This is a genomic window from Marinobacter sp. LM1 (assembly GCF_042763285.1).
GTDB lineage: Bacteria > Pseudomonadota > Gammaproteobacteria > Pseudomonadales > Oleiphilaceae > Marinobacter > Marinobacter nauticus.
In genome coordinates this window covers 49059-71396 of sequence record NZ_CP114373.1, presented here as the reverse complement: position 1 = coordinate 71396, position 22338 = coordinate 49059, and the positions used below count along the sequence as shown (strand labels likewise).

The window sequence follows — 22338 nt, the reverse complement described above, 5'->3', positions numbered from 1 at the left end:
CTCCCGTTAGCCAATCTGTGACAGTTTCAGCAGGTGCTTCAGATCTTTCAGCAGCTGTTTGCCGGTGTGTTCGCTGCCATAGTGCATCATCACATTGCCAAACGGGTCGATCAGCAGGATTCTCGGTTGCTGCTCCGGGTTGATCCCGGCGGGCCATGCCGATGTCTTACCAGGGGCCGGTTGCAGGCGCTCCATCAACTGGTACTCATCGGACCAGCGCCGCTCCAGATCCGCCGGTACCGTGCCCAGATAGGCGGCACGACCAACACGCGGCGCGTTCTTGCCAAGCGCAACGTTAACCTGGCGAGCCAGATACAGCAGCTGCTCGCAGTCTTCCGCGCAACGCTCCGAGGCCACCAGCATCAGCCATTTCGGGTCGGCGACATCAACACCAAAGCGTGCCTGCAGGGGGTTCCCCGCAGCGGTTTGCAGATTCAGCTCTGCCACCGGCACCGGCGGTTGCACCAACTGCCCCTGATTGCTCTGACCGGTCGGGTTAAGCCAGCCGGTGTAAAACATGACCGTCGCCACCAGCATGGGGCCGAACCCCACCGCAAAGAGCAACATGGCGGTGCGCCGGCCCCGCCTGACCTGAGCCGGGCTCGGGCCATCAGAATGAGAGAGAGAGTCAGCCGTTGTCGTTGTCATTGTCGGCTCCTGCCTTGGGTCTTTCGCTGTCTTTTTTATAACTCGCCACCAGAGTCAATATAGTCAGTGCTACCGCCAGTGCAAACCATTGGGCGGCGTATCCGTAGTGCGTCTGCGGGCCCATCACATCCGGCGCCCGGTCCGCCCGGTATGCACCCGGCTGCTGGCTGTCGGCAAGGTGAACAATCATCGGGGCCGGCGTCTTACCCAACGCCCGGACACGGCTCTCAGGCAACGCCTGAATCCGTCTCGGCCAGCCGGGTGTATCGGGCTCCTGCGCCCCCAGCACCGGCGGTTCCGGATAGGCCGCCAGCCGGCCCTGAAGGGTGAACAGAGGCTCAGGCGTCAGCACTTCCGGTAGTTGCTCACGACTGGCCGGTGCCGGCACCCAGCCCCGGTTGACCACCACCAAAGGGCCTGAGAGCGGCTCAAAAAGCGTCAGGACTTCGTAACCGGCGCGGCCGTCCCGGGTCCGATTGTCCAGCAACCAGGTCTGCTCCCGGTACCAACCGGTCAGGGTGACCGGTTGGCCCTCCTGCCATCCATCTGCAGCCGCCACATCCTGCCAGTCCCACCCGGCGCTTTCTGAATTCCAGGTCCGCAGCAGACTGGTTTTTTCCGCGGCGCGGTTCAGCTGCCAGACGCCCAGACTGATCAGCAGAGGCAGAAAGACACCGCTGAAGACCAGCAGGCGCCAGTCGAACTGCCAGCGGCGGGAGCTGAAACCCACTTAGCGCCGCTCTGCTATAGTGAAGTAACAAACCGGGGCGTTGTTCCCGGCACCAGAATGCTCAACAGGCTGCGGACCTGAAACAACCGGATTCCTCATGTTAAAACTTGCCATTGTCGTACTGCTGTTCGCCGTCATTATCAGCCTGTTCAGCGGGCTGTTTTTCCTGATTCGGGACGGCGGTAAAACCAACCGTGTGGTGAACTCACTGGCGGTGCGGGTCTCGCTCAGCGTGCTATTACTGGCCGTGGTGCTGATCGCGCTCTGGACCGGCGATCTCACCCTGAACCCGACGCCCTGACTTCACCTGCCTCAGAGCACATACACGAACACAAACAGACCCAGCCAGACCACGTCCACAAAATGCCAGTACCAGGCTGCCGCTTCAAAGCCGAAATGATTGTCGGCGGTGAAATGGCCTTTGATGATCCGGACCAGCATGATGGCGAGCATCAACGTACCCAGCATCACGTGGGCCCCGTGGAAACCCGTTAACATAAAGAACGTGCTGCCATAGATGCCGGACTGCAGGGTCAGGTCCAGGTCCTGATAGGCGTGCATGTACTCGTACCCCTGTACGAACATGAACACCACCGCCAACGCAATGGTGGCTCCCAGCCACAGCTTCACCTTGGCCCGGTGACCCGCTTTCAGGGCATGGTGGGCAATGGTCACGGTGAACGACGAGGTTACCAGCAGGATGGTGTTGATCAGCGGCAGGCCCCAGGGCCCGATCACTTCCTTCGGGCCCGGGTAGGCCTCAGGGTTAGGGTTGCTGACCAGAGGCCAACTGGCCTGAAAGCCTTCCCACAGCATGTTGCTACTGCCTTTATCACCCTCGCCCCCCAGCCAGGGCACCACGAACATCCGAACGTAGAAGAGCGCACCGAAGAAAGCCGCAAAAAACATGACTTCCGAGAAAATGAACCAGCTCATCCCCCAGCGGAAAGATCGGTCCATCTGGTCGCTGTATAGTCCGGCCCGGCTCTCGCGGATAACGCTGCCGAACCAGCCGAACAGCATGTACGCCATGATCAGGGCACCAATCCAGAACATGATCCAGGAACCGGTGGTGCTTTCACCCTGGTTGCCGTTCACCATGATGGCTGCCGCGCCATACAGGGTGACCCCCAGGCCAACGGTAGCGACAATGGGCCACTTGCTCTGTTCGGGAACGTAGTAGGTCTGGTGATCCGCCATAGCTGTCTCCGATGGCTTAGCCGTTATTGTTGGTTGTTTTTGCTGCCCCGGCGGCACCCGATACTTCGGCCTTCTGGCTCTGGTCGTAAAGGGTGTAGGACAGTGTCAGCTTGGTGATGTGTTCCGGCAGTTCCGGATCCACGATAAACACCAGAGGCATTTCTGTGCTTTCGCCGGCTTCCAGGGGCTGCTGGTTGAAACAGAAACACTCGGTCTTGTGGAAGTACAGGGTGCCCTCAGCCGGGGACAGGCTCGGAACTGCCTGTCCGATCATGGCCTGGTCGCTGCCATTTTCGGCGTAGAAATTGACGGTCACCGGCTCACCGGGATGCACCTTGATGCTGCGGGTCACCGGCCGGAATTCCCAGGACATACCCGGGCCATTACTGGCCAGGAACTGGACCGTCACGGTGCGGTTGGCATCCACCTGGTTGGTGACCTGCGCTTCGTACCGGCCGCCGGTCTTGCCGTTGATACCGGTGATTTCGCAGAACACGTCGTACAGGGGCACCAGGGCAAAGCCGAAGGCAAACATACCGACCACGCCGGCCATGCACCAGGCAATCACCCGACCGTTGCTGCGTTTGCCGTGTTGCGGTTGTGGCTCTGCCATGGCGACCTCCCGGTTATTTCACTTCCGGCGGTGTCGAGAAAGTGTGATACGGCGCTGGTGAGGGCACCGTCCACTCCAGCCCTTCGGCACCATCCCAGGGTTTGGCGGTGGCCTTCTCGCCCCCTCGCACACACTTCACCACGATGAACAGGAACAGCAACTGACTGACGCCGAACATAAAGGCCCCGATGCTCGATACCATGTTGAAGTCAGCAAACTGCAGCGCGTAGTCCGGAATCCGCCGGGGCATGCCCGCCAGCCCCAGGAAGTGCATGGGGAAGAAAGCCAGGTTCATGCCGATGAACGACAGCCAGAAGTGGGTCTTGGCCAGGGTTTCGTCGTACATGTGGCCGGTCCACTTGGGCAGCCAGAAGTAGGCGGAAGCGAAGATGCCGAAGATGGCACCGGGCACCAGCACATAATGGAAATGCGCGACCACAAAGTAGGTATCGTGGTACTGGAAGTCCGCAGGCGCGATGGCCAGCATCAGCCCGGAGAAACCACCGATAGTGAACAGAATGATAAAGGCCACGGCGAACAGCATGGGCGCCTCGAAACTCAGGGAGCCCCGGAACATGGTGGTGACCCAGTTGAACACCTTCACCCCGGTGGGCACGGCAATCAGCATGGTGGCGTACATGAAGAACAACTGCCCGGCCAGTGGAATACCCACGGTAAACATATGGTGCGCCCAGACCACGAACGACAACAGGGCAATGGCACCCACCGCATACACCATGGAGGCATAGCCAAACAGCGGCTTGCGGGAGAAGGCCGCAACAATGTGGGAGATGGCCCCGAACGCCGGCAGGATCATGATGTAAACCTCCGGATGCCCGAAGAACCAGAACACATGCTGGAACAGCACCGGATCGCCACCACCGGAGGCATCAAAGAAACTGGTACCGAAGTTGATGTCCATCAGCATCATGGTCACCACGCCGGCCAGCACCGGCATGACCGCAATCAACAGGAACGCGGTGATCAGCCAGGTCCAGACGAACAGGGGCATTTTCATCAGGGTCATGCCCGGCGCCCGCATGTTCAGAATGGTGGCAATGACATTGATGGCGCCCATGATCGAGGACACCCCCATGATATGCACCGCGAAGATGAAGAACGTGGTGCTGGGTGGCCCATAGGTGGTGGAAAGCGGCGCATAGAAGGTCCAGCCGAAGTTGGGGGCGCCGCCCTGCATGAACAGGGTGGAGACCAGAATCAGGAAGGCGCAGGGCAGCAGCCAGAAACTCCAGTTATTCATGCGCGGCAGTGCCATGTCGGGAGCGCCGATCATCAAGGGCAGCATCCAGTTGGCTAATCCGACAAAGGCCGGCATGACCGCCCCGAACACCATGATCAGACCGTGCATGGTGGTCATCTGGTTAAAAAACTCCGGCTGCACAATCTGCAGGCCGGGCTGGAACAGTTCGGCCCGGATGACCATGGCCATGCTGCCGCCGAGCAGGAACATGGCAAAACTGAACATCAGGTACATGGACCCGATGTCCTTATGGTTTGTGGTCAGCAGCCAGCGGCTGATGCCTTTGGCCGGGCCGTGGTGATGTTCCTGGCTGTGGGTATCTGCAACCGCACTCATGAAAACCCCCGTTACCGCCTTCTGATGTGGCTGGTGATTGTTGTTATCTGGCGTTGATTACTGCTGGTTCTTGTAATCAAAAATTTCCTTGGGCGTGACCATATCGCCGGTGTTGTTACCCCAGGCATTACGCTCATAGGTAATCACCGCGGCCAGGTCCACTTCGCTCAGCTGGTTGCCGAACGCCTGCATCGCCGTCCCGGACTTGCCGTTCACCACAATGTCGATGTGAGCCGTCATATCCCCGGTCGCAATCGGGCTACCCTTGAGCGCGGGGAACGCCGGGGGGGCCCCGCTGCCATCCGCCTGGTGGCAGGCCGCACAGGCTGTGGCGTAGGCCTTCTCACCACGCTCCATCAGTTCTTCCAGAGTCCAGTCTTTCTGGGTCAGCTGGCGCTCTTTCTCGGCTGCCTCGCGCTGCTCCGCCACCCAGGCGTTGTATTCCTCTTCCGGCACCGCCTCAACCACCACCGGCATGAAGCCGTGGTCCTTGCCACACAGCTCGGTGCACTGGCCACGGTAAATGCCCGGCTCATCCACCCGAGTCCAGGTTTCATTGATAAATCCGGGGATGGCATCTTTCTTCACACCAAACTCCGGCACCCACCAGGAGTGGATTACATCATTGGCGGTCAACAGAAAACGCACTTTCTTGCCGACTGGAATCACCAGCGGGTTGTCCACTTCCAGGAGGTAGTTTTCACCCTTGGCCTGGCGGTTCTCGATCTGGTCCCGGGGTGTGGACAGGCTGGAGAAATAACCGAAATCTTCATTGATGTACTCATACTGCCAGCGCCACTGATAGCCGGTAATCTTGATATCCACTTCGGATTCGGTGGTGTCGTACATCTCCACCAGCGTTGCCGTGGCGGGAATGGCCATGGCCACGAGAATGGCAAAGGGAATAATGGTCCAGAGAATTTCGACCACCGTGTTCTCATGGAAATTGGCCGGTTTGGCGCCCTGGGATTTGCGATGGGCGAAAATGGACCAGAACATGACCCCGAACACCACCACACCGATGGCGACGCAGATCCAGAGAATGGTCATGTGAAGGCTGAAAATCTGATTACTGGTGCCGGTTACACCGGGCGTCATGTTCATGGTCCAGTCGGCCACGACCACAGCCGGTGACAACAGACCAGCGGCTAGGGCTACTGCCCGCTTGGCATGCACGCGCATACTGTGTCTCCACAGAGTGTTATTCTTGTCGGATTTTGCGTCATCCCTCCGAAATTTACCGATGGCACTCGCAACCGTCGGAAATCCCCGAGTGAAAGCCTGCTTATGGATACATCAAAATTGAGTATAGACACAGATCAAAAAAAGACTAAAAAATCCTTAAATCCAAATAAGATAAGTGCAGAGTTTTGAGAAGCATAAAGAATAAGCAGCGTGCGCCCGGCATCATTGACCGACGCCTGTGGGCACTGGCCTGGCCACTGATGCTGACCAATCTCACCGTGCCCCTGCTGGGCCTGGTGGACACCGCCGTGCTCGGCCATCTGCACAGTCCGGAATACCTGGGCGCGGTCGCCGTGGGCGCCAATCTGTTCAGCATTCTGTACTGGACCTTCGGTTTCATGCGCATGGGCACCACCGGTCTGGCGGCCCAGGCCTGGGGCAAACGGGATGCCTTTGCCCAGGTCGCGCTACTATTGCGCTCAATCCTGCTGGCCATCGGTATCGGGCTGTTACTGATCCTGTTCCACCAACCGCTGATCCGGATTGGTCTGGAGCTGATGAATCCCAGCCCCGAGGTGGCCGCTCTGGCGGCAGAATACGCGGCCATCCGCATCTGGAGCGCACCGGCGGTGCTGTGCCAGTACACCCTGGTGGGCTGGCTGATCGGCACCCAGTTCCCCCGCGGCCCCATGGTGATGCTGATCATCGCCAACGGTATCAACATTGCGCTGGACGTGTTCTTCGTCACGGTACTGGGCTGGAACAGCCGGGGCGTGGCCATGGCTACCGTGATGGCCGAATACGGCGCCGCCCTGATCGGGTTTGCCATCGTGCTCCGGAGGATGCCGGAAGGCCAGCGACTGACCCGCGCGCTGTTCGGGCAGCTGGCAGACTACCTGACCATTCTGCGGGTGAACCGTTACATCATGGTTCGCACCATTGCCCTGCTGCTGGTACTGGCGTTTTTCACCGCTCAGGGTGCCCGGCAGGGCGATGTCATCCTGGCCGCCAACGCCGTGCTGATCACCTTTTTGCTGGTGATTTCCAATGCCCTGGACGGTTTCGCCAATGCTGCCGAAGCTTTGGTGGGTGAGGCCATTGGCCAGAACAGCCGGCGCCGGTTCCGCATGGTCTTCCTGAGCGCCCTGCGCTGGTCGATCTGGGGCGCGTTGTTGCTGACCGTTGCGTTCGTGCTCGGCGGCCGCTGGCTGATCAGCCTGCTGACCGGTCTGGAGGAGGTGCGAACTACCGCCTGGCAATACCTGCCCTGGCTCTGGCTACTGCCATTTGCCTCGGTCTGGGGTTTTCTGCTTGATGGTGTGTTCATCGGCGCCACCCGCACCCGGGAAATGCAGAACACCATGCTGTTTTCAGCGCTGGCTGTGTTTCTGCCGGTCTGGTGGCTGACCACCGGGTGGGGGAACCACGGACTCTGGTTTTCGCTCATCACGCTGATGCTGGCGCGAGCCGGAAGCATGGGCTGGTTGTGCTGGCGCTATACCCGCGAGGGTCGGTGGTTTGATACACGCTGACGCCAGCTATACACATCGTAACCGTTAAATTTGCCAGTACAGGCAGCAAGGCAACAAATCTTGGCTACACTAGTCAGAAACGGCAGGCATGTTGCGGTAGCCAGCCCCTGCTTTCCTGCCTCCGGTTACTCCTTGATAGAACGGGAGGCGCCTTGCGACCTCAAATTGTTCAGACTTCGGCATCTCCTGAAATGACACCACAGGCCGTCCTTGAAATCATCGATCAGGCAAGGCGCCAGGAAGCACGATCCGGCGCCTTCTTACGCCAGATGAAAGAGAAAGCCGCCCGGCTGCCGGGTTCGGTGGTGGTGGATGGCTATCAACCGGCAACGTCCCTGTTCCAGTTCGCGGTGGAATACATCGAGATGGCGCCCAGGCTGGTGGAATGTGTTGACGCCTGTGCCCGGGAAGCCGGTATAACCGAACTGTTCCAACCCTTCATTGATGCCGCTACCCGCTACTTCACCCAGCCCTCGGTACTGCTGGTCCGCTACGATGGCCTCGACGGGCTGCTCATACGCGCTTACCTTTGCCACCGGTTGATGGAAGAAATGCACGATAACAACCGCTCTACCCGCGCCAGCGAACTGATTGACCTGGAAGCCACCCGGGCCAACCTGTTGGTGCACGAGCTCATTGGTGAACCCTTCGCCAATGAGCTGGACGATGCCATTACCGTTACCGTACTCCAGATTGCCGGCACCCCGGATTACTACGACCTGGACCTGGAACCCTTCATCGACCAGGTCAATAACCAGGCCTGGGACTGGATGCGACAGTACTGGGAAAACCTGCTGGAGCGGAACCACATCCGCTTCGCCCTCGGGCCGTCGTGCTGAGTTTAATAACAACACGTCACTGAATTGCCTCCGGAAAAACAGTATTCTTGCCCTCCCGAACAACACTGAGGAGGCCAAACGTGCTGGATAATGCCGATCTTGGAAAACTGATTGTACGGCTGACACTGGGCGGGTTACTGCTGTTCCACGGCATCGCCAAACTGCTCAATGGCATTGGCTTTATCGAAGGCCAGCTGGCCAGCCATGGCCTGCCCACGATCCTGGCCTACGGCGTCTATATCGGGGAAGTCATTGCACCGCTGATGGTGATTCTCGGATACCAGACCCGCATTGGCGCCCTGATCATTGTCTTCAACATGATCGTTGCCATCGCCCTGGTGCATGGCCATCAGCTGTTGACTCTGAGCAGCAATGGCGGCTGGGCGCTGGAACTTCAGGGCTTCTTCCTGTTCACCGCACTGGCGCTGATTTTCCTGGGGCCGGGCCGGTACAAGCTCAAGAACTGAGGTCAGCCGGTGGTGGGCGCAACCGCTTTCGGGTGCCAGACCACCACCCGGTTACGCCCATCAGCCTTGGCGGCGTAGAGCGCCTCATCGGCGCGGCGAATCAGTTCCTGACAATCGGATTGCCGGTTGGGGGTGAGTGTCGCCACACCGAGACTGATGGTCAGGCTGACCGGCGACATATGCTCGCCACTGTTGACCGGCGTTCGGGCGACCGACAGCCGCATCCGTTCCGCCACTTGCTGCGCGCCGGCCACATCGGTAGCGGGCAGCAGAATGGCGAACTCCTCACCGCCGTAACGCGCCACCAGGTCCCCAGAGCGCTGGACTTCATCGGACAGAATCGAGGCCAGCGCCACCAGGCAATCGTCCCCCACCAGATGACCGAAGCGGTCGTTCACCTGCTTGAAGTGGTCAATATCCAGCAGAATCAGGCTCAGTTCATGCTCGTGACGCAACGCCCGATTCCACTCGGTTTCCAGTTTCTCATCAAACCGGCGCCGGTTGGCGACGTGAGTCAGGCCATCGGTCAGACTGATGGCCCGCAACTGCTCGTTTGCCTGCTCCAGCTCCTCGGTGCGTTCCCGAACCCGGGATTCCAGGGTCAGGTTGGCCTGGCGCTGTATGTCCAGGGCATGCTCCTGGGCCTGTTGCCGGCGCCGGCGCTCCATGTTGATCCGGTAGGCCAGGGCAAACGACAGCAGAATCACCTCAACCGCCACCCCGGCCTGGGGCGCCAACTCGGTAAACGGACTGCGCGGAATCCATCCCAGCTTGCTGACCGCGAGCACCAGATGCCCCAGCAGCAAGGGCGTCCAGGCAAGTACATAAAAGCCGCCCAGGATCTGGCCCCTGCGCCAGACATTGATACCAATCAGCCAGGCCACCGGGGTCGCGAACGCGGCCAGGCTGCTTATCCAGATAATACCTACCTGGTAAGAGCCAACGAAACCGTAGATCAGGCCCAACAGATTGACCGCCAGTAGTGTCTGGAGGACCCGATAACCCCAGCGAGAGTAACTCTTGACCAACAGGAATTTCATGGTGAAAACGATGGCCGCAATCAGCGCGGCACTGACCACGGGCACAGTGAAGTAACGGTTGATCCACGGCACGTCTGGCCAGAACCACTGGAACAGCAGGCCATTGAAGTTGAGCTGCACGGCACCGGAACAGACAACCGTCAGCACATACCAGAGGTAGGTCTGGTGGCGGACAATCAGGAACAGAAACAGGTTATACAGGGCCAGGGCGACCACGATTCCCAGGAACATGGTCTGCCAGCCATAGGAAATCTGCTCGTTGGCAAGAAATTCGGCGGACGGTGTGACCGCGACGGGAACCTGAACCGAGCCCTGGGTCTGCACACGAATCCAGGCGGTGACCGGCTCGGTATTGGACGGCACCAGAAAGACGAAATTGCGGTGCACAATTGGCCGGCTGTCGAACGGCCGGGTATCCCCGGTGTGATGGGATTCGATAATCCGGCCATCCAGTTCCCAATACACCGACACTTCATCGAGCAGGGGATAACCCACTTCCAGAACCCGGTTAGCGGGTTCCGCCGGCACCGGTACCTGCAACCAGAATTCATCGTCACTGAACCCCTGGTTCAGGGTCTGGCCAGCCGGAACCGTCTGCCACTGGTCAGGCCCGATGGCACGGACTGCCTCGACATCCCTGGCCCCCTGAGGTACTGACAACCATTGAAAGGACACGGGCTCGGCGTGGGCAGCAGTGAAGGCCAAGCACAGCAGCAAGGTAACGAATATGCCTGTTATGCGGGAAATGCGCCCGTTCATTCTTGTCTGTAATTTCCGGCCCGAGGTGCTTGAACTACACTGTTGTGTTCTGATGGGGAACACCATAACCCTAGTGCTTCACAAACAGTGTAGACGGATATCCCGCTCAAGTCCGGCAAAATTAAGGGGTAAGGCCCCGCTACCACCAGAGAGGAAGACATGCCCGAACGCAGACACACGGTTCAGCCCGGCCGCTACCGGCATTACAAGGGGAAGGACTACGAAGTGATCGGCGTGGCCCGCCACAGCGAAACCGAAGAGCCGCTGGTGGTCTATCGTTGCCTGTATGGCGACTATAGTTTGTGGGTTCGCCCCCTCCCCATGTTCCAGGAAACCGTCGACGTCGCCGGCGAACAGGTTCCCCGTTTCATGCGGGTTGAGGACGAGTAACGGTTACACAACCGTTTTGACTGCGGCGGCCATTTCCTGCACATTAGCGCACTTTTCGTGCTGCCGGCGCCCAAAAGGTGCCGGTATACCCTCGATTCCTATCCGGAGTTTGCCATGAATGCCGTAGTTGCCGCGGTACTGATCATGCTCGTACTGAGCCTGTGCCGCATTCACGTTGTTGTTGCCCTGATCATCGGCGCCATTTCCGGTGGCCTGGTGGCGGGCATGTCCCTTGAAGAGACCATCAATGCCTTCAATACCGGCCTGGGCGGTGGTGCCACCGTGGCCTTGTCCTATGCCACCCTGGGCGCGTTTGCCGTCGCAATCGGAAAATCGGGGCTGGCCCACGCCCTGGCCGACAAGGCCCTGGCCATGGTGGGCCGGCAGGATGAAGGGGGCGCTGCCACCGGCATCCGGTTCATGATCATCGGTCTGCTGCTGGCCATTGCCGTATCGTCCCAGAACATCCTGCCGATTCACATCGCCTTCATTCCGCTGGTCGTGCCGCCACTGCTGTACGTGATGGCGAAGTTGAACATGGACCGCCGGCTGGTGGCCTGCGTGCTGACCTTCGGCCTGATCACGCCTTACATGTTCCTGCCGGTAGGCTTCGGCGGTATCTATCTGAACGAGATCCTGCTGGCCAATGTGGCCCTCAACGGCGTTGATGCCAGCAACCTGAACGTCATGTCTGCCATGGCGCTGCCGGCCCTGGGCATGCTCCTGGGCCTGCTGGTTGCGGTCTTCTTCAGCTACCGGGGCGGTCGCGGCTATGACCTCAAGCGTATCGAACAGACCGAGCGTGTGGATGTGAAATACAGCCCCAGAACGCTGGTGATGGCGCTGGTCGCCATTGCTGTGGCGTTCGTGGTGCAACTCTGGCTGGGCTCCATGATCCTGGGCGCCCTGGCCGGCTTCGTGCTGTTCAATGTCTCTGGCGTGGTGAAATGGAAAGAAGCCGACGACCTGTTCACCGAAGGCATGAAAATGCTGGCCATGATCGGCTTCATCATGATTGCCGCCAACGGCTTTGCGGAAGTGATGCGGGAAACCGGCGAAATCGCCACTCTGGTGGAAGGTTCGGTCGCCGCCATAGGCGAGAACAAGGCGCTGGCAGCATTGCTGATGCTGGTGGTGGGCCTGTTGATCACCATGGGCATCGGGTCATCGTTCTCGACCATCCCCATTATCGCCGCCCTGTATGTGCCACTGGCGCTGCAACTGGGCTTCAGCCCCCTGGCCATCGTGGCCCTGGTGGGTACGGCGGGTGCTCTGGGTGATGCCGGCTCTCCGGCATCAGACTCCACTCTTGGCCCCACCGCCGGCCTGAATGTGGATGGCCAGCACAACCATATCTGGGACACCGTGGTGCCCACGTTCCTGCACTACAACCTGCCACTGCTGGCCTTCGGCTGGCTGGCCGCCATGGTGCTCTGAGGCACCGGCAACACCCTCGGTTTGCCACCGGCCAAAGACGGCCAGGCAAGCCGGGGGATCAGTCTTCTGAACCGGACTTGAAGAACACCACCTGTTTTACCGTGTGATCATCCTTGTTGTCGCGCTTGTTCACCCGGGTCTCGATCTCCGGTGCCGCCGGCTGCTCCTGATCGGACATGGCATCGGTAAAACCGCATGCCACGCATTCGCGCACCTGCTCACCGTCGTCATCGGTAAACATCATGATCTTGTCCATCTCCGCACAACGGGGACAGACAGCACCGGCGATAAAGCGTTTCGGACTCGTCATAACTCAACTCCAGATAAGTCACCCGATGGCCAGTACGACCACCGGGCGTGATTGTATCAGGCCGCTTCGTCCGTAATGCCGGTCTGCTTCAGCAAGGCATCCACCTCGGGCTCCCGGCCCCGGAACGCCTTGAACAGCTCCATGGGCTCCTGCGAACCGCCTTTCTCCAGAATGTTGTGCAGGAAGGCCTTGCCGGTTTCCGGATCAAAAATACCATTCTCCTCAAACAGCGAGAACGCATCGGCCGCCAGCACTTCCGCCCACTTGTAGCTGTAATAGCCCGCCGCGTAGCCCCCGGCGAAAATGTGGGAGAAAGCATTCGGAAAACGATTGAACTCCGGCGCCTGAACCACGGCAATCTCTTCCCGCACTGTCCGGTGCATGTCGAGCGGATTGGTCGGCGCCTGCTCGCTGAATTCCGCATGCAACCGGAAATCGAACAGCGAGAACTCCAGCTGCCGCACCATGGCCATCCCGGACTGGAAGTTCTTGGCCGCCAACAGTTTCTGCAGCAGATCTTCCGGCAGCGGTTCTCCGGTTTCATGGTGACTGGCAATCAGTGCCAGCGACTCCGGATTCCAGCACCAGTTCTCCAGGAACTGGCTGGGCAACTCCACCGCATCCCAGGCCACACCGTTAATGCCCGACACATCCATCACCTCCACCTGGGTCAGCATGTGATGCAGGCCATGGCCAAACTCGTGGAACAGGGTGGTGACTTCGTCGTGGGTCAGCAGCGACGGCTTGCCGTCCACCGGCGGCGTGAAGTTGCAGGTCAGGAACGCTACTGGCAACTGCAACCGGCCGCGCAGATCGCGCCAGCGCACCCGGCAGTCCGCCATCCAGGCACCACCACGTTTGCCCTGGCGGGCATAGAGGTCCAGGTAGAACCAGGCAATCGGCTCGCCGTGGCGACTGATGCAGTAGGCCTGGGCATCTGCGTGCCAGGTTTCCACCTCCGGATGGGCTTCGATCTGAACATCAAACAGCTTCTCTGCCACCCGGAACAGGCCCGGCACCACCTTGTCCACCGGGAACCAGGGGCGCAGGGTTTCCGGAGAAATGTCATAACGCTTCTGGCGCAGCTTCTCGCTGTAATAGCCGACATCCCAGGCCTGAAGATCCTCGACGCCGTATTCGTCTTTCACAAACGCCTTCAGCTCGGCGAACTCCTTCTCCGCCTGGGGCTTGGATTTCGCCGCCAACTGATTCAGGAATTCCATCACCTCATCGACACTGCGGGCCATCTTGGTGGCCAGCGAACGCTCGGCGTAGTTGTCGAATCCGAGCAACTGGGCGAGGGCATGGCGACGCTTGAGAATCTCAGCCATCACCGGGGTATTGTCCCACTTCGCGGCATCCGGGCCCTGATCTGACGCCCGGGTAACAAACGCCTCGTACACTTCCCGGCGCAGGCTGCGGTTGTCACCGTAGGTCATCACCGGATAGAAACTCGGGAAATCCAGGGTAATCACATAGCCGTCCAGCTCCTTCTGCCGGGCCGCCTGCCTGGCGCCTTCAATGGCCGTTTCCGGCAGACCGGACAGCTCGTCCACATCGGTGATGTGCTTGTACCAGTGCTGAGTGGCGTCCAGCACGTTATCGCTGAACTTGTTGGACAGTTCCGCCAGCTCCCGGGACAGTTCCGCGTAACGCTTTTTCTTGTCCTCAGGCAGATCCACACCACCGAGCCGGAAATCCCGCAGGATGTTCTCGATGGACTTGCGCTGGGATTCGCTCAGATTGTGGAAATCATCGCGGGCGGCCAGTTTTTTATAGGCCTCACACAAGGCACTGTTCTGGCTGACTTCCGTACTGTATTCGGTCAGTTTTTCCAGGCAGTTCTTGTACACTTTGCGCAGGTCATCGTTGTTCATGACACCGTTCAGGTGGGAGATCACCGACCAGGCATTGCTTAGCTTGTTTTCCAGCTCCTGCATGGGCTGAGCCAGAGTTTCCCAACTGGGATCCTCCTGCTGGGCCAGCGTCTGGATCTTCATCCGGTTCTCGCTGAGAATCTGGTCTATGGCCGTTTCCATGTGCTCGGTACGGATATGACCGAACTTCGGCAACAGATCGTCAGTCAGTAGCGGGTTATTCATAGGTCCCCTTCTCAGCTGTTCGTTTATGAGATAGCTTGCACCAACTTACGGGGTGCCGGTGGGGGATGGCTTTCAGAAACTGTGTGGAGCCAGGGATGGCGGAACTCAAGCGTCACAGGGATGTGCCGAAGGAGCGTGTTTCTGAAAGCCATCCCCCACCGGCACCTTGCACCGCACTTGGACAGCATTGAGGTATATGTAATGGCGAATGTACGAACTCACAAGGGTATCACACCACAATTTGGCGAACGCACCTGGGTAGACGACAGCGCCGTGGTCATCGGAGATGTACAAATGGGGGAGGATTGCTCGGTCTGGCCCATGACCGTAATCCGAGGCGACATGCACAAGATCCGCATCGGCGACCGTTGCAGCATCCAGGACGGCTCGGTGCTGCACATCACCCACGCCAGCGACTACAACCCCGGCGGCTGGCCGCTGATCCTGGGCGACGACGTGACCGTTGGCCACAAAGCCCTGCTGCATGGCTGCACCATTGGCAGCCGGGTTCTGGTCGGCATGGGCTGTACCGTAATGGACGGCGCCGTGGTGGAAGACGAAGTCATTATCGGCGCCGGCACCCTGGTACCGCCAGGCAAACGCCTGGAATCCGGCTACCTGTACGTGGGCTCCCCGTGCAAGCAGGCCCGGGCCCTGAGCGACAAGGAAAAAACGTTCTTCAAATACACTGCCGCCAACTACGTCAAACTGAAAGACGAATACCTGAATCCCTCAGAATAAAAAGCAGCGGCAAGGCAGCCTTGCCGGGAATCAATTCCCGGCCGCTGCCTTTTTTTGTGCGCCGGCGTTTTCCAGGACGCGGGCATACTCTGCACTACGCCGGTGAAGAGCAACCCGATCCAGAATGGTTGCTCCGTGTTCGTCTTCAGCATTCAGGTCACGACCGGCTTCAACAAAAAAGCTGATAAAGCGCTCGAAGTCTTCGGCCCGCATAGATTCATAAGCCCGACTCAGCACGAAATAATCGGCATTGATGCTTCGGTCCCAGGGGGTCAGGTCGAGATAGCTCTTTACCCGCTCGTCACTCCATTCCTCACCAATGACTTTCGGTTTGTCCGGTCCGCTCATGCTGGCATCTCCTGCTGTGTGCAATTCAGGGCGCACAGTATAAGGCTTTGAATGGGCAGAGGTTATATGAATCCACTATGAGTATCTGCGCTGCGAGCATAAGGAGAGCGGAGATACCGGCGGCTCAGGGCAGGATTTCCACCGGCAGGTCTGCGGTGGGCACTTCATCACTGCATTCGGGGTTACGGATGGCGATTTCCACCCGGCGATTGATAGCGCGGTTTTCCGGGCTGGTGTTGGGGGCCAGTGGCCGGGTCTCGGCACGGCCCGCGGCAACGACCCGCTCGGCGGGGATATCCCGGTTGAGTACCAGTTCATGCACCACCGAGACCGCCCGGGCAGCAGACAGGTCCCAGTTTGAGCGGTACTGACTGCTGGAAATCGGTCGATCGTCGGAATGCCCGGAAACCACCACATCCCCGCTACAGGCGGACAGGACGCTCACCACACGCTCGATGATCGGGATCATTTCCGGCTTGATGGTGGCGTCGCCAGAGCGGAAGGTCGCTTCCTCCGAGAACCGGATAACCACCTGATCCTCGTCGTAGTTCACATGCAGGGCTTCGGAAGCCACTTCCTCTTCCAGTTCCCGAACCAGACGCCCGGCCAGGTCCAGCACACCGCCGGGTATCTGCCGGGTTTCCGAGCGCTCGGTACGCTCATCAATAAACTCAGGTTGTTGTTGCAACGACTCCGACGGTTCGGGCAGCGAGACGGTATCCGATTCAACCAGGGTAATAGGGGAGCCACCCACGTCCTCCGCCACCACGTTGCTGGAGCCAAAGGCCAGCGACATGGAGTTGGCCATGGCCCGGTACTTTTCCACATCCATTTCGGCGAAGGACAGCAGCAGAATAAAAAACGTCAGCAGCAATGTGGCCAGATCGGCAAACGTCACGATCCAGTCCGGGGTGCCTTTCTTGCCCCGGTTCTTTTTCAGTGGCCGTGCCGGTTGCAAACCTCAGGCCTCCCGCTCGGGTTCGAGGTTGGTGCGGTGTTCCGGAGACACGTAGGAAGACAGCAGTTCGGTCATAACCCTGGGGTTTTCACCGCGCATGATGCTCTTGATGGAGGTAATGATCAGCATCTGGTTACGGGCATCGTCTTCCGCCTTCAGCTGCAACTTGTCGGCCAGGGGTAACGCCATCAGCTGGGCAATGAATGCGCCGTACAGGGTGGTCAGCAGGGCAATGGCCATGGCCGGACCAATAGAGGAAGGATCATCAAGGGTATTGAGCATTTGCACCAGCCCCACCAGGGTACCGAGCATGCCGATGGCCGGTGCCGATTCGCCAATACCGCGGAACACCCGTTCCGCCACTTCGTAGCGTTCGGCGGTCTGCTGGCTATCCTGCAACAGGGCCTCTTCCACCAGTTCCGGCGGGTGGCCATCGACACAGAGGTTGATGGCTTTCTGCAGGAACTCGTCCTTGGTGTCATGGTTCTCCAGACCCAGAATGCCCTCCTTGCGAACCACCCGGGCCAGCACGCCCACTTCCCGAATCAGTTCCGCCGGGCGCGCCAACCGGTCCGTAAAGGCTGCGCGGAAAGCCAGTCGGAAAGCACTCAGCACGGAGGGCATCCGGAATTTGATCAGGGTTACGGCAAACGTACCCCCGAGTACGATGGCCAGGCCTGGCAGGTTCAGAAAGGTAAGCACGGTTGCATTCGCCAACATGGCGAGCAACACAATCAGGGTTCCGGCTAGCAACCCGACAAGCGTAAGAATATCCATAACTGACCCTTATCGACGGCTCGGCTGCATCGCCTGCCTCAGTCTGTTCTCAGTTCCTCGATGACGGCCGAGGTTTCCGGGCGTACGCCCCGCCACACGAAAAAAGCTTCGGCAGCCTGTTCCACCAACATACCCAGACCGTCAAACACGTGTACGGCGCCATGATCCAGGGCCCACTGGTTAAACGTGGTGGTCTGCAGAGAATACATCATGTCGTAGACCACGGTATCTGCGCCGATCACATCTGCCGTAATGGCTGGCAAATCGCCCTTCAGGCTGGCGCTGGTGCCGTTGATCACCAGATCAAACGGTCCTTCGACCTGCTCAAAACCACAGGCCGAGAGTTCAATGCCACTGTGTTCCCGGCCGAACAGCCGGGCCAGCGCTTCGGCCCTGGCGACAGTACGATTGGCCACAACCACACTGGCGGGCTGCTCGTCCAGCAGAGGCCCGAGCACACCGCGCACCGCACCACCAGCGCCCAGCACCAGCACACGCGCGCCCTTCAGAGGCACGCCATGGTTGTCCCGGAGGTCGCGAACAATACCCACACCATCTGTGTTATCGGCCACCAGCTGGTCTTCTTGATCCAGATAGAGAGTATTGGCGGCACCTGCCAGCTCGGCCCGGTGAGTCCGGTGCTCAGCCAGGGTCCAGGCCTGTTCCTTGAACGGCACCGTAATGTTCAGACCCTTGCCGCCGTGGTCAAAGAAGTGATGAACGGTGCCGGCGAAATCCTCCAGCGGCGCCTGAATCGCGGTGTATTCCACAGCCTCACCGGTCTGTTGGGCAAACAGGCTGTGGATACGGGGTGATTTGCTGTGGCTGATGGGGTTGCCCACCACGGCATACAGATCGTTAGTCATTACGTTCCTCCAACCAGTCACGGCCGGTCAGAAAATACTCGGTCAGCCGGGCTTCCTCAGTGCCTGGCTCCGGACGGCGGTCGTAATCCCAGCGCACCAACGGGGGCAGGGACATCAGGATAGACTCGGTCCGGCCGCCCGACTGCAGTCCAAACAGCGTGCCCCGGTCGTACACCAGGTTAAACTCGACATAGCGGCCCCGGCGGTAGAGCTGGAATTCCCGCTCCCGTTCCCCCCAGGGCTGATCCATACGCCGGCGCACAATCGGCTCGTAGGCCTCAATGTAACTGTCGCCCACGGCCTGCATAAAGGCAAAGTCACGGTCGAAATCGCCGGTGTTGTAGTCATCGAAGAACAGCCCGCCAACGCCCCGTGGCTCCTGCCGGTGTTTGAGGTAGAAATAGTCGTCGCACCAGCGCTTGTAGTCCGCGTAGACGGAGTCACCGAATGGCTGGCAGGCTGCCTTTGCGGTGCGGTGCCAGTGCACGCAGTCTTCCTCAAATCCGTAATAGGGCGTGAGGTCATAGCCACCACCGAACCAGTACACCGGAGCGCTGTCCTCCGGCGTAGCGATGAAAAAGCGCACGTTGGCATGAGAGGTGGGCACGTATGGATTGTTCGGATGAATCACCAGCGACACCCCCATGGCCTGCCAGGGTGCGCCCGCCAGGTGAGGGCGGTGAGCCGTGGCAGACGCTGGCATGGTCTCGCCCATCACGTGGGAAAAGTTAACGCCGCCCTTCTCGATAACACCACCGTCGGCCAGTACGCGGCTGATACCGCCACCGCCTTCCGGCCGCTGCCAACTGTCACGGATAAACGATGCCTGGCCATCGACCGCTTCCAGCCGCTGACAAATGCGCTCCTGAAGACCGATGAGGTAGTCCTTGACGGCCTGGATATCCGGCTGCTGTGACATGAATTCTCCTAGCGAAACTGTTGACCGGTAACAATATCAATAATGCGACTGGGCTTGCGATTGCCGCCCAGCGCACCGGGGACAATACGATCTATGCGGTCGCCGAAATAGCGCCGCACCTGCCAGATGGCACGGGCCGGCTGACGCCCCGCCGGATTGCATGAGGTACTGACCAGCGGCATACCCGTCGCCTCACACAGGGCCCGCACCACCGGATGATCACTGACTCGAACGGCGATGGAACTGTGTTTGCCGCGGACCCACTCCGGCACCTGCTGGTTTACGTCCGGCAACAGACAGGTGACCGGCCCTGGCCAGTGGCGCAGAGCCTCGCTCTGAACGGCGTCGGGCAACGGATCCAGCAGGAAACGCACCTGTTCAACCGAGGCTGCCACCAGTATCACGCCCTTCTCCATGGGCCGCTGCTTGAGCTCAAGGATGTATTCGACCGCCTCCCGGTTCCAGGGATCGCACCCCAGTCCCCACACCGCTTCCGTGGGATAGGCGATTACCCCGCCTGCCAGTACCGTCTGGCGGGCAAGAGCCAGTTGAAGAAAACTCGGAGAAGATGTATTCGCCATCAGATATCGGCGCCCTCATGCAGAACAATGAACAAGGTCCCGACCGGTGCGCTGATAACCACCCGGGCAGGCATGGGCGAGGCCCTCAAGCTCCAGGATCAGTAGTGACTGCAGCAACTGATCCGCGGGCAAACCCGTGGCAAGGCTCAGTGCATCGGTAGACTGCGGATCATACCCCAAAGCCTCGAATACCGCGATTTCCCGGCTGTCCAGAAACGACAGGTCTGACGAATTCTCCGTTGCTTCCGGTTCTGCGGGCTGCGCCTGCATGGACCACCAGGTACCCAGTTCTTCCATCACGTCGTTGGCGGTCTCCACCAGCCGGGCGCCCTGGCGAATCAGTTGGTGACAGCCCCGGGCCACCGGGCTGTGCACCGAACCGGGAATGGCAAACACCTCCCGCCCCTGCTCGAGGGCGGTTCGAGCGGTAATCAGTGAACCGCTCCGGAGGCTGGCCTCCACCACCAGCACGCCCCGGGCGAGGCCACTGATAATGCGGTTACGCTGGGGGAAATAGGCGGCCCGAGCCTGGGTGCCCGGCGGGTACTCAGAAACAATCAAGCCGTTCTCAATGATGCGGTGAGCCAGGTTACGATGTTGGGCCGGATACAACCGGTCGAGACCACAACCCACCACCGCCAGTGTCGGATAGCCAGCATCCAGGGCGCCGGCGTGGGCTGCACCATCTATTCCCAGGGCCAGACCACTGGTGATCAGCAGCCCCCGCCGGCTGAGTTCGGCAGAAAACTGGCGGGCATGGTCCAGCCCCGCCCGGGTGGCGTTGCGACTGCCGACCACGCCCAGTTGGTCCCGTTGCAATAACTCAACGTTACCCAGTGTGTAGAGCACCAGAGGGGCATTGTGGATATGGCGCAGGCATTCCGGGTAGGGCGACTGGCCCTGTCCGAGCACGCCAATACCCCGTTCCCGACATTGGCGATAGATATCCAGTGCCCGGGCAATGACGCCCTGGCTGAGCTCCCCCGCCTGCCAGGCGACAATCGCCTCCACGGCATCGCCGCCAAGCCCCATGGCGCGAAGCGTGGCTGCATTCAGGGGCAGGATGTCGGTGAGCGTATCAACAGAACCCAGAATCCGCTCCCTGAGGGGGATTCCGAACCGGGGCAGCAGTGACAGCAGCAGCCACTGGCCTGCCGGTGTTTGCAGAAATTCCTGGTCTGACATTTTCTCTTCCTTGAAAACAACAATGGCCGGGCATTCCGGCCCGGCCATGTCTTATTCCATCAACTCATCAAACGCGCGGCCTCAGGGATTGGTGACCTTGTCACCTACCGAGAGGGGCCGCGTTGCCTGCAGCACCAGACCGTAGCTCATTTTCTCATAGGCCTGGAACACCATCAGCAGGCCAGCCCGCTCAGACGGCAATTCAATGGTTTCGCCAGTGACCGGATCACGAACCATGTTGCCCGCCTTCAGCACCGCCAGCACATTACCGGGCGCCAGGCCTTCGCGCTCACCACGGTTAATGGCGACCACATCGTACTGACCGATCTGGCTGACACCGCCATCGACAGAAATCATCTTGCCTTCGATCTCACTATCCGGCGAGCTGGGCACGAAGCTGGTGGTCAGCCGGCGATCTTCATTCACCAGCAACCGGTCGCCAATACGCACTTCTTCACTGGACTTGGTAATGCCTACGGTCAGCACATCACCATTTTCGGCATTAACGTTGCCGCGAGCAATGCTCCGGGCTTCCAGGCCAAGGAACTCGCCGGTGTCCGGATCCACAAATTCCTTGCTGCGACGGAAAATACCCACGCGATCGGCCGGCTTCTCGCCGCGAGCGTAAATACGGTCACCGGCACCGGTGATGATGCGTCCGTCCTCACCTTCAAGCACATAGGGCGCACCGTTAATTTCTTCCGGGCTGACAATACGGGTTTCGGTCAGGAAACTGGCGATGGCATCCAGGGGGATGGCCGGTATTGGTGTGTCGATGGCCTCGGAACGAACCTGAGGCGAGAGCTTCACCACATCGCTGGTCGCGACCTTGGTAATCCGGGGCTTGCCATCGATGTACACCAGTGCCAGGCGGTCACCGGGATAGATCAGGTGTGGGTTGGCAACCTGCGGGTTCACGTGCCAGATTTCCGGCCAGTACCACGGGTTGTTCAGGAATCGCGCTGAAATGTCCCAGAGGGTGTCCCCTTTGACGACAGTGTAACGCTCAGGATGATCAGACCTCAGCTCCGGCTGTGCCTGGGCCCAGGAGGTAAACAGCAGCGCAGAGGCTGCCAGAGCGTACAACAGTTTCCTCATTGTTTATGTCCTTGAT

24 protein-coding genes are annotated in these 22338 nt (G+C 59.7%); 7 read left to right on the top strand and 17 right to left on the bottom strand.

From position 1 onward, the window contains the following. Positions 1–6: 6 nt before the first annotated feature. Together OZ656_RS00285 and OZ656_RS00280 are read right to left on the bottom strand one after the other, a co-directional pair. The gene (locus tag OZ656_RS00285; RefSeq protein WP_273030897.1) at positions 7–648 is read right to left on the bottom strand and encodes a hypothetical protein; all 642 of its coding nucleotides are present in this window, start codon (positions 646–648) and stop codon (positions 7–9) included. After that, the gene (locus tag OZ656_RS00280) at positions 629–1378 is read right to left on the bottom strand and encodes an SURF1 family protein (RefSeq protein ID WP_011783647.1); all 750 of its coding nucleotides are present in this window, start codon (positions 1376–1378) and stop codon (positions 629–631) included. The genes OZ656_RS00285 and OZ656_RS00280 overlap by 20 nt, the downstream gene beginning before the upstream one ends. Before the next feature lie 97 nt (positions 1379–1475). Between OZ656_RS00280 and OZ656_RS00275 the strand changes: the two genes are divergently transcribed. Continuing rightward, positions 1476–1679 (top strand): twin transmembrane helix small protein, encoded by a 204-nt coding sequence (locus tag OZ656_RS00275; protein WP_011783646.1) that lies wholly within the window; start codon positions 1476–1478, stop codon positions 1677–1679. A gap of 11 nt (positions 1680–1690) precedes the next feature. Here OZ656_RS00275 and OZ656_RS00270 read toward each other — a convergent pair whose 3' ends face one another. The 4 genes from OZ656_RS00270 to coxB are packed head-to-tail and all read right to left on the bottom strand — an operon-like array spanning position 1691 to position 5970. Beyond that, positions 1691–2578 carry a cytochrome c oxidase subunit 3 gene (locus tag OZ656_RS00270; protein WP_023011942.1) on the bottom strand — a complete coding sequence of 296 codons (888 nt, stop codon included), beginning with the start codon at positions 2576–2578 and terminating at the stop codon, positions 1691–1693. Between the two features lie 16 nt (positions 2579–2594). Beyond that, complete coding sequence (locus tag OZ656_RS00265; protein ID WP_141066718.1) at positions 2595–3191, bottom strand: cytochrome c oxidase assembly protein; 597 nt, start codon at positions 3189–3191, stop codon at positions 2595–2597. A 13-nt stretch (positions 3192–3204) separates the two neighbouring features. Beyond that, on the bottom strand, positions 3205–4788 hold the full coding sequence (gene ctaD / locus OZ656_RS00260; RefSeq protein WP_014420041.1) for a cytochrome c oxidase subunit I: 1584 nt from the start codon (positions 4786–4788) through the stop codon (positions 3205–3207). Positions 4789–4845: 57 nt separating this feature from the next. Next, positions 4846–5970, bottom strand: a complete 1125-nt coding sequence (gene coxB / locus OZ656_RS00255; protein WP_014420040.1) for a cytochrome c oxidase subunit II — start codon at positions 5968–5970, stop codon at positions 4846–4848. 188 nt (positions 5971–6158) lie between these two features. Between coxB and OZ656_RS00250 the strand changes: the two genes are divergently transcribed. From OZ656_RS00250 to OZ656_RS00240, 3 genes are all read left to right on the top strand, one after another. Continuing rightward, positions 6159–7505, top strand: a complete 1347-nt coding sequence (locus tag OZ656_RS00250) for an MATE family efflux transporter (RefSeq protein ID WP_141066717.1) — start codon at positions 6159–6161, stop codon at positions 7503–7505. A gap of 191 nt (positions 7506–7696) precedes the next feature. Beyond that, the gene (locus OZ656_RS00245; protein WP_031211724.1) at positions 7697–8344 is read left to right on the top strand and encodes a hypothetical protein; all 648 of its coding nucleotides are present in this window, start codon (positions 7697–7699) and stop codon (positions 8342–8344) included. 80 nt (positions 8345–8424) lie between these two features. Next, positions 8425–8811, top strand: a complete 387-nt coding sequence (locus OZ656_RS00240; protein ID WP_014420036.1) for a DoxX family protein — start codon at positions 8425–8427, stop codon at positions 8809–8811. A 2-nt stretch (positions 8812–8813) separates the two neighbouring features. On the opposite strand, the gene OZ656_RS00235 is transcribed toward OZ656_RS00240, so the two are convergent. Continuing rightward, complete coding sequence (locus tag OZ656_RS00235; RefSeq protein WP_228285480.1) at positions 8814–10610, bottom strand: diguanylate cyclase; 1797 nt, start codon at positions 10608–10610, stop codon at positions 8814–8816. Between the two features lie 159 nt (positions 10611–10769). Here OZ656_RS00235 and OZ656_RS00230 point away from each other — a divergent pair, with 159 nt between their 5' ends. Both OZ656_RS00230 and OZ656_RS00225 read left to right on the top strand, forming a co-directional pair. Further along, the gene (locus tag OZ656_RS00230; RefSeq protein WP_153739718.1) at positions 10770–11000 is read left to right on the top strand and encodes a DUF1653 domain-containing protein; all 231 of its coding nucleotides are present in this window, start codon (positions 10770–10772) and stop codon (positions 10998–11000) included. A gap of 114 nt (positions 11001–11114) precedes the next feature. Then, the gene (locus tag OZ656_RS00225) at positions 11115–12437 is read left to right on the top strand and encodes a Na+/H+ antiporter family protein (protein WP_278351390.1); all 1323 of its coding nucleotides are present in this window, start codon (positions 11115–11117) and stop codon (positions 12435–12437) included. 58 nt (positions 12438–12495) lie between these two features. Here the strand turns inward: OZ656_RS00225 and OZ656_RS00220 are convergent, their stop codons facing one another. Beyond that, the gene (locus OZ656_RS00220; protein WP_153739716.1) at positions 12496–12747 is read right to left on the bottom strand and encodes a YheV family putative zinc ribbon protein; all 252 of its coding nucleotides are present in this window, start codon (positions 12745–12747) and stop codon (positions 12496–12498) included. A gap of 56 nt (positions 12748–12803) precedes the next feature. Continuing rightward, the gene (prlC, locus tag OZ656_RS00215) at positions 12804–14849 is read right to left on the bottom strand and encodes an oligopeptidase A (RefSeq protein ID WP_153739715.1); all 2046 of its coding nucleotides are present in this window, start codon (positions 14847–14849) and stop codon (positions 12804–12806) included. 201 nt (positions 14850–15050) lie between these two features. On the opposite strand from prlC, the gene OZ656_RS00210 reads away from it, so the two are divergent. Continuing rightward, a complete protein-coding gene (locus tag OZ656_RS00210) occupies positions 15051–15590 on the top strand; it encodes a gamma carbonic anhydrase family protein (RefSeq protein ID WP_014420031.1) in 540 nt (179 codons plus the stop codon). A gap of 30 nt (positions 15591–15620) precedes the next feature. On the opposite strand, the gene OZ656_RS00205 is transcribed toward OZ656_RS00210, so the two are convergent. The 8 genes from OZ656_RS00205 to OZ656_RS00170 form a co-directional block, all read right to left on the bottom strand. Continuing rightward, positions 15621–15938, bottom strand: a complete 318-nt coding sequence (locus OZ656_RS00205; RefSeq protein WP_011783631.1) for a PA4642 family protein — start codon at positions 15936–15938, stop codon at positions 15621–15623. A 124-nt stretch (positions 15939–16062) separates the two neighbouring features. Further along, positions 16063–16896, bottom strand: coding sequence for a flagellar motor protein MotB (locus OZ656_RS00200; protein WP_153739714.1), 834 nt, complete (start codon positions 16894–16896; stop codon positions 16063–16065). Positions 16897–16899: 3 nt separating this feature from the next. Further along, the gene (locus OZ656_RS00195; RefSeq protein WP_014420028.1) at positions 16900–17673 is read right to left on the bottom strand and encodes a motility protein A; all 774 of its coding nucleotides are present in this window, start codon (positions 17671–17673) and stop codon (positions 16900–16902) included. Positions 17674–17711: 38 nt separating this feature from the next. Then, positions 17712–18539, bottom strand: a complete 828-nt coding sequence (aroE, locus tag OZ656_RS00190) for a shikimate dehydrogenase (protein WP_278351391.1) — start codon at positions 18537–18539, stop codon at positions 17712–17714. After that, entirely contained in the window at positions 18532–19458 is a 927-nt protein-coding gene (hemF, locus tag OZ656_RS00185; protein ID WP_011783627.1) for an oxygen-dependent coproporphyrinogen oxidase, read from the bottom strand. The genes aroE and hemF overlap by 8 nt, the downstream gene beginning before the upstream one ends. Before the next feature lie 8 nt (positions 19459–19466). Then, on the bottom strand, positions 19467–20039 hold the full coding sequence (locus tag OZ656_RS00180) for an L-threonylcarbamoyladenylate synthase (RefSeq protein WP_114434652.1): 573 nt from the start codon (positions 20037–20039) through the stop codon (positions 19467–19469). 15 nt (positions 20040–20054) lie between these two features. Beyond that, a complete protein-coding gene (gene dprA, locus OZ656_RS00175) occupies positions 20055–21272 on the bottom strand; it encodes a DNA-processing protein DprA (RefSeq protein WP_141066716.1) in 1218 nt (405 codons plus the stop codon). 33 nt (positions 21273–21305) lie between these two features. Beyond that, the gene (locus OZ656_RS00170) at positions 21306–22322 is read right to left on the bottom strand and encodes a LysM peptidoglycan-binding domain-containing protein (RefSeq protein WP_011783624.1); all 1017 of its coding nucleotides are present in this window, start codon (positions 22320–22322) and stop codon (positions 21306–21308) included. Positions 22323–22338 lie beyond the last annotated feature (16 nt).